5 protein-coding genes are annotated in these 6,883 nt (G+C 60.5%); 3 read left to right on the top strand and 2 right to left on the bottom strand.

From position 1 onward, the window contains the following. The first annotated feature begins 14 nt into the window (after positions 1 to 14). Together ACEW8G_RS05620 and ACEW8G_RS05625 are read left to right on the top strand one after the other, a co-directional pair. Positions 15 to 269 carry a CopG family ribbon-helix-helix protein gene (locus ACEW8G_RS05620; RefSeq protein WP_373487460.1) on the top strand — a complete coding sequence of 85 codons (255 nt, stop codon included), beginning with the start codon at positions 15 to 17 and terminating at the stop codon, positions 267 to 269. After that, positions 266 to 550, top strand: a complete 285-nt coding sequence (locus ACEW8G_RS05625; RefSeq protein ID WP_373487461.1) for a type II toxin-antitoxin system RelE/ParE family toxin — start codon at positions 266 to 268, stop codon at positions 548 to 550. Before ACEW8G_RS05620 ends, ACEW8G_RS05625 begins: the two co-directional genes overlap by 4 nt. Positions 551 to 659: 109 nt before the next feature. Here the strand turns inward: ACEW8G_RS05625 and ACEW8G_RS05630 are convergent, their stop codons facing one another. Together ACEW8G_RS05630 and ACEW8G_RS05635 are read right to left on the bottom strand one after the other, a co-directional pair. Then, the gene (locus ACEW8G_RS05630; RefSeq protein ID WP_373487462.1) at positions 660 to 3,164 is read right to left on the bottom strand and encodes a DEAD/DEAH box helicase; all 2,505 of its coding nucleotides are present in this window, start codon (positions 3,162 to 3,164) and stop codon (positions 660 to 662) included. Next, entirely contained in the window at positions 3,161 to 5,674 is a 2,514-nt protein-coding gene (locus ACEW8G_RS05635; protein WP_373487463.1) for a site-specific DNA-methyltransferase, read from the bottom strand. The genes ACEW8G_RS05630 and ACEW8G_RS05635 overlap by 4 nt, the downstream gene beginning before the upstream one ends. Before the next feature lie 197 nt (positions 5,675 to 5,871). On the opposite strand from ACEW8G_RS05635, the gene ACEW8G_RS05640 reads away from it, so the two are divergent. Further along, on the top strand, positions 5,872 to 6,498 hold the full coding sequence (locus ACEW8G_RS05640; RefSeq protein WP_373487464.1) for a recombinase family protein: 627 nt from the start codon (positions 5,872 to 5,874) through the stop codon (positions 6,496 to 6,498). The last annotated feature ends 385 nt before the right edge of the window (positions 6,499 to 6,883 follow it).

The raw sequence follows: 6,883 nt of genomic DNA on the forward strand, positions 1-6,883 counted from the left end.
TATGATTTTCCCATATGAAAACCAAGAAAAAACCAGTGAAGGAGACGCTCACAGTGCGGATCGCGCCGGCGAAGCGCCGGAAGCTCGACAAGCTCGCGACGGCGCGGAAGGTCGACCGCAGCGCAGTCATCACTGCGGCGCTCGATCAATATCTCGCTTTCGAGCAGTGGCAGATCGAGCGGATCAAGGAGGGCCTGCGCCAGGCGGATGCCGGTGAGTTTGCAACTGAAGATGAGGTACGGAAGGTATTTGCCCGCTTCGGTGTATGAGGGTTCGCTACACGAAAGAAGCCGTGGCGCAGCTCGCGATGATCGCCGAGTACACGGCGGCTCTGTATGGGAAGCGTGTGGCGCGCACGCTCGGCTCCCAGCTGCGCCTCCTCATCGAACAAGAGATCCCTGTCTTCCCACAGCGAGGACGTGAGGGCGTCGTTCCTGGAACACGCGAACTCGTGGTTCGGCGTCCTCCCTGCCGTATCGTCTACCGCCTCGCCGATGATCAGATCGAAATTCTCGTCGTGCTTCATCAAGCGCAGGAGTGGACACGATAGTTTAGCCAAAAACGTTTTATATTCATTGTGCGAATTTTTCAGAATTGCACCCTATCGAGCGAACGCGGACGCGGTGATAATGTATTACAGTTTAGCTTCGGTGACGCAGTTAATTCTGGCGATCGAAGAGACGGATCAATTCATCCTGACTCTCGATTGGCAGAACCGCCGTGCGGATGCGGTGATCGTTCAGATCAAGGCGCCGGATATTCTCGCCTTCCAGCCGTATCAGCTCGATTCGGCCGAAACTTGCGCCGTGCTGGTCGGCAAACTCCGCTAGGCCTTTTGCCTTGGCAACGCTGTCCTCGCCCCGATGTGGCTCCAGTAGATCGAAGACGGGTTCCTCAACGGTACCACGTATAACGATGAAGTCGGGATAACCGGGTCTCCGCTGGCCCAGGTAGGTGTAGGGAAACGCGAGCGCCCACGACTTGCGATCGAAGTTTCGGAGCCATGTGAGGAAGTCCGGGTGCGCTCGCTCCTCGGCGAGAACAGGCACTTCCCAGCCGTTAAGCTTCGCGCGAAATTCTCCATTGTCGTCAACAAACATATGACCCGGCAGTGCCGCTGCATCGGGCGGGACGTCCGCCGTGATGACCTGCGGTATATCCAGGAAGCCGGCCTCTTCATGGCGCGCCACCGCGTGCAACGCATTATACGCTGCCCGGCGGTCGGGCCCGAGGCGGGCGATTGCCGGCCGATACTGCTGAAAAAGGTCGTGCAGCCACCGGTCCGCTTCGTGCTCGAGTGCGCGGATCAGGCTTTCATCAAGGGCGAGTTCATAGGCTTCGATTTTCGCGCGGAAAGGATCGTCCTCACTGAATCGCTGACGCCAGAACGCCATTGCAACTTCGTCGGTCAGCGCGCCTTTCGCTTTGGAGAAAAGGGTGGCGACGTCGCGTGCCGTCACCTGGACGGTGCGGGGGGCGCCGCGTTCAACGCGCACTTCGCCGGCATGAAGGATGAGCGAGCTGTAGGTGATGGTTTCGAGGGAGCGAAGCCTTTCGTCAAAGGCGTTGTCCGACTCGAGCCGTGCGGACAGATGGCTGTTCATGGCACGCACAAGACCGGTAATCAGTTCGTCCTGGGCTTCGGGTGCGATCCGGTCCTGCATAAGATAGCGGCCGAGTTTGACCGCGCGGCGCAGGCTGGTGGCTCGGCGCCGGGCCGTCAGGGTGTAACTCGGCAGGCTGCGCATGTGCTCCAGGAGCGGCTGGAATTCTTCGCGCATAGAAAAGCTGGCGGCGCGACTTGCTGTCGTGATGTCGGCGCTCGGCACGCTCTCCCGATCAGCGGTCAGGCGTTCAACAATCGTGTTGACCGCCGCCTCATCGTAGCGCGGGAGGAAGAGATAAACCTCGTTGAGCAGCTCATTGCCGTGTGCCCGGGTCGCCAGCGGCGTGCGGACCATACGGCCGACAAGCTGGGCGATGGCGGTCGTATCTTGCGCGGCGCGAAAGGAGACCATGACTTCAGCGCGGGGACAGTCCCAGCCCGTCGTCAGCGCGAGCTTAAACAGAACGACACGGATCGTTTCGTTGCGGGCAATGGTCGACGGTTCTGCGTGCCGGATGTGCCATTCTCCGACGGTGAGTGCCGCCTCGGCCTGAAGGCAATGCACGACCTGCTCAGGGCGAAGATCGGGTATATTTTCACCCAGCGTTTCAAGAAGCGGGCCAAGGGGCGTCCGGCTGACCGCATTCCCGATACCGTCTTCGATCTGGACAATCATAGCGGGACGGATGAGTTCCGTTCCGTTGGCTGAAGCATGCGCGGCCCACGCGTCGACCATATCACCGTACCGGCTGCAGGCCTCGGCGAGGAGGGTCCAGGGGCTCGGCTGCGCCGCTTGCGGGTGAAGAACGATCCGATCCTTGATGAGCCCCGACTGGCGGACATCGGCCGGGTCGATATCGCAGGATCGGACGGTCCGGCCAGTGCCCCGCAAAAAACCCTGGAACCGCTCAGGCGTCGCCGAAAGACCGAAGACCAGGTTCATCAGGGGAAGACCGTCTTCCGGGCTCCCGATGATGAATTTCTGGACGATCGAGTTTGCCTGTTCGCGTTCGTTGGTCGGCACGTTCATGCCGCGGTGCGCTTCGTCGATAATGACATAGAATTTGGAGGGCAGCCGGGTCTGGGTGTTGGCGATCGTTTCCCAAATCGTCCAGTGGCGGCGGTCGCTACGCCTGGTCAGCAGTTTGTCGCGGCCGACTTTCTGGGAATTCAGGAAGAAGACTTTGCCGCCGTCGAAACTCTCGGCGTCGAAATCGTTGCCGATCAGGAGCAGGTCGTGTGCGCGGAGGCGGTTGCTGGCGGACAGCAGGCGGGCCCGGGACTGCCGGTTCAGTTCAGGTTGATCGGACAGCCAGAGGAAAACGGCATCAGGCTCGGGTTCGAACTGGATCTCATCGGGAAGTCCGCCGTCGCCGCCGAGGATCTTCTCGATCAGGGAAGCCACCATCACTGTCTTACCGGAGGCGGTCGGTGCGGACAGCAACAAGGCCTGGGGCCTGGTCCGGCCGGTGCGGTCGATCTCGTATTTTGCCGACGCGACATCTTCAAACAGCCGGGCAACAGCGTCCCGCTGAAACTCCTTCAGCTCAAGGTTCATGACTGCCCCCCGCCGCCATTAATCTGGAAGTTGTCGATATAATTTCGATAGAGATGCACGCGCTGACGTGGCGAAATGTGGGTTGCGAGCTGCTCGCTTATCTCGACAAAGGCTTCGCGGGAGTCGGTGATAATAAAAACCCATTCAACGCCCTGGGCTTTTGCCAGCTTGTCGTTGAATTCAGGGAAAGCTGCCTCGCGAAGTAAAACGGCAAATGCGCTTCCTTCCGGGAAGAGATAGCTTTCTGAGCCTGTGGCTACCGGCACGGCGCCGCGCGCCCCGGCCATCATCCACAACGCCGGAAGGAGATCGCTGAACCGCCCGCCCATTTCGAGGGCATCCGGGTCGATAAAACCGAGGCGGAAATAGTCGAGGTTGGCCGTGAGGCCCTCGCTGAACGGCACGGTTTGATCTGCGAGTTTGACAAGAGGCGGCAGTGTACTGCGCAACTGGTCGCGGGCGCGCCGGAAGGTGCTGTTCTCGGGCATCAAGAGATGAATAGTCCTGATGTGAGCGCCGTCTGCGAGCAACGCGCTGGTAAAGGCGTCAAGCGCGTCGGTTTCGAAAAGAACCGCCTGATCCTTTGGCCGGTCACGGGCATCGGCCGGTGCGATGTACCAGGTGCCGGCATCGGCCAGCGCGTTCTGGCCGATGCCGAGTGCCGAGGCGAGCGCCTTGCGCGCCGCCTTGGTTTTCAAAAGCTCTGGCGAGGCAAAAGACAGGGCGCGGACAGTCCGCGGCACTTCTGTGCGGATGATGGCATCCGTCGACCATTCGCCATCAATGGGTTTTCCGTCAGGCCGCTTGCCTTCGATGGCCGCCTTGCAGCGCGGCCATGTGACAGCCTGGCAAATGCCTTCACGCTCCCATTCGGGACTCCCCGGCGTGACGCCGACCTCGCGCAAGGACTGAGCATTTCGCTCCGAGACCTCATTGTTGGTCACAAGGATACACTGCCGTCTGCCGCCGTCTGCCGCGTTCATCATTGCGAGGCCATGAAGCGTCGTGCCGCTGCCGGCGAAGAAATCGAGGACAATCGCATTCGGCCGGTTGCGCACCACGGCAGCGATTGCATCGCGCACAGCGTAGACCGATTTCGGAAAGGGAAAGGCATCACGCCGTCCGAGAATCCTGTTAATCAGCGACGTGCCGTGAGTGCCGGCATCATGGGCCGGGTCCCACCAGACCGTCTTCAGCTTGCGGCTTGCGGCCTTCCGCACCCACAAATTGACGGTCCAACTCCTTTGTGCAGCGTTGTACCGACCAAGTACGACGCGGCCCTCGTCAATGACATCATTCATGCTTTTCGGCACGTATCGCCAGCAGCGGTGATTACCCTCGGCGTCGATTGGCCAGAGCGGGACCACGCCATCCTGCGGCTCGAAGTACGGTTCCTGGTCCAGCGGAAGGCTCTCGCCGGCGCGCACGACAACCCGCCGTTCCGGGTCGATCCAGAGCGGATAAAACGAGCGCCAGCGTTGATGCCTGTAGCTGGACTCGCCGCCACGGCGGCGGGCATGACGTAGCTCCCAAAGCGAGGCTTCTTCCGCCGGAAATGGCAAGCCGGCCTCGGCCGCGACTTCTAAATCATCCGGCGTGGCCGCCTCTTCTTCCTCGCCTGCGTCCTCGCCATCGGCGTCGTTCCCGTCCTCGGTCTCCTCGCCGGCGGCGTCGGCGAGTTGGCCAGCCCGTGTCGGGGCGCCTGCGATCACGCTGAAGCCAAGATCGGGTATGCAATAGATGGCGTGCTCGTTGACACGGGCAAAGTTGAGTTTCCCCGTGCCTTTCGGGTTGATGACGACGGTCACCATCTCCTGGAGGTAACCGCGCATCGTGTCCTCGAGAAGCATCCCGAGATGGTGCACCTCGTGCTCGTCGATCGTGACGATCAGTACGCCATCGGGCTTGAGAAGCCGTCGCGCAATCTGCAGGCGGCGCTGCATAAAGGCGAGCCATTTGCTGTGGCGCCAGCTATCCGCAAGGTCAACGTAATCGTTATTGTATCTCCAATCGCGGGCACCCGTATTGTATGGCGGGTCAATGTAAATACAGTCCACGCGGCCTGCATAAAGCCATTCGAGGAGTTGTAGGGCGTGATAGTTGTCGGCTTCGATCAGAACGTGATGCGGTGCACTGCCGCCGCGGGCAACGTGATCGACCGGCACGATTACGGGAAAGACGGGCTCGCCAAACTTCTTGACGACGGTCAGCTCGTCGAGAGGAATAGCAATGTTTTCGCCGCCGCCCTCCGGACGGCACGTCGCCGCAGTGGCGCGCATGGAGTCGACGATATAGGTCTGCTCAATGGCGCCGTCCCGGTGGGCCACGCGTACGCCCCGGTGAATGCGCGCATCGTTGATGCACAGCATTTCGGGGTGATGCTGCTCGAAGACCAGACCGAACTTTTTCTCCTTGCGCAGGGTTGCGACCTGCTCTTGCAGGCGTGCACGCAGCTCGGCATCGGCAATGTCATTGAGCAGATCGTCAACAAGCGCCATCTGGTGAATCACGCTCCACGCTCATGAAGATTTCCCGAACGGTTCGCTTCCAGGTCCGGCAGCGCCAACTCGGCATCACGTGTCCATAAAGGGTTCCCCATTCTCGGTTCACCTGCCCTTTGCAAATCAAGCCATCCCGGCACGGAGTTTGCTGTCTAAAAAGGAAATCCTTTCTGGACAGCGCGGCTTTCCACGGGCATGGATAACCCATGCGCCGCACAGCCATCTATGCCCGAGTTTCGACCACAGATCGAGGTCAAGACCCCGAAACCCAACTCCGCCAGCTGCGCGAGTACGTCGAGCGGCGTGGCTTTGTCGTGCATCAGGAGTATGTCGACCAGGCGTCGGGCGCGAAGAATGACCGATCGGCCTTCCACGCGATGTTCAAGGCTGCGCGCAGGCGAGAGTTCGATGTGCTGGTGGTGTGGCGCTACGATCGGTTCGCCCGCTCGCTCCGCGAGCTGGTCAATGCGCTCGCGGAGTTCGAGAGCATCGGGATCGAGTTCATCTCCTATAGCGAAGGCGCCGACACGACGACACCGCAAGGGCGTCTTCTCTTTGGCATCATGGCGTCGCTCGCCGAGTTCGAGCGCTCCCTGATCGCTGACCGTGTTAGGGCAGGAATGGCGCGGGCGAAGGCCCAGGGAAAGCACACCGGCCGCCCTGCCCTCTCAGCTTCGAAGCAGCGTCAGATCCTCGAGCTTGCGAAGGTAGGCGAGCTTTCGAAGCGCGCAATCGCGCGAACGGTTGGAGTGTCCCCGCAGACCATTTCGAACGTCCTGACATCCAAAGCCCTACTATCGCAGCCCGAGCTGGCCCTACGCCAAAAGGACTGAATGATTGGACATCTATTCTGATCCGTGTATCAATGGTGTCCGCTTTCGTCTGAGTGGCAAGTTTCGGAGCTGGATTCCAGTTTTGGCGAGGCCGATGACGACGGCAATCGCAGCGCTGCCCGGGAGGCACGGCGCGAGAGTTGGTCTTCTTGATGTGGTTTACGGCCTCGTCGCGGGCGTAGTGCAGCTTTTCGTCGAGCGGCTTGCCAGCTCCTTGGTCAGGTTTGATGCGTCGTCGTCGCTTCGCCATCACAGATCGAGCCACTCCTTATGAACATAATGTCCACCTCGCCATTGCAGTCTCCGCCAGTAAAACCGTTGAGCCGACGCGTATTTTTACTCGGAAGCACATCGAGCATTGTGCTGGTCAATGCGTGGTCATTTC

It is taken from the genome of Blastomonas sp. (assembly GCF_041747255.1).
Lineage (GTDB): Bacteria > Pseudomonadota > Alphaproteobacteria > Sphingomonadales > Sphingomonadaceae > Blastomonas.

What these genes read in the sequence shown, in the direction of transcription:
- ACEW8G_RS05625 (WP_373487461.1), top strand. Translation starts at nt 266, where the DNA reads ATGAGGGTTCGCTACACGAAAGAAGCCGTGGCGCAGCTCGCGATGATC.
- ACEW8G_RS05640 (WP_373487464.1), top strand. Translation starts at nt 5,872, where the DNA reads ATGCGCCGCACAGCCATCTATGCCCGAGTTTCGACCACAGATCGAGGT.
- ACEW8G_RS05620 (WP_373487460.1), top strand. Translation starts at nt 15, where the DNA reads ATGAAAACCAAGAAAAAACCAGTGAAGGAGACGCTCACAGTGCGGATC.
- ACEW8G_RS05630 (WP_373487462.1), bottom strand. Translation starts at nt 3,164, where the DNA reads ATGAACCTTGAGCTGAAGGAGTTTCAGCGGGACGCTGTTGCCCGGCTG.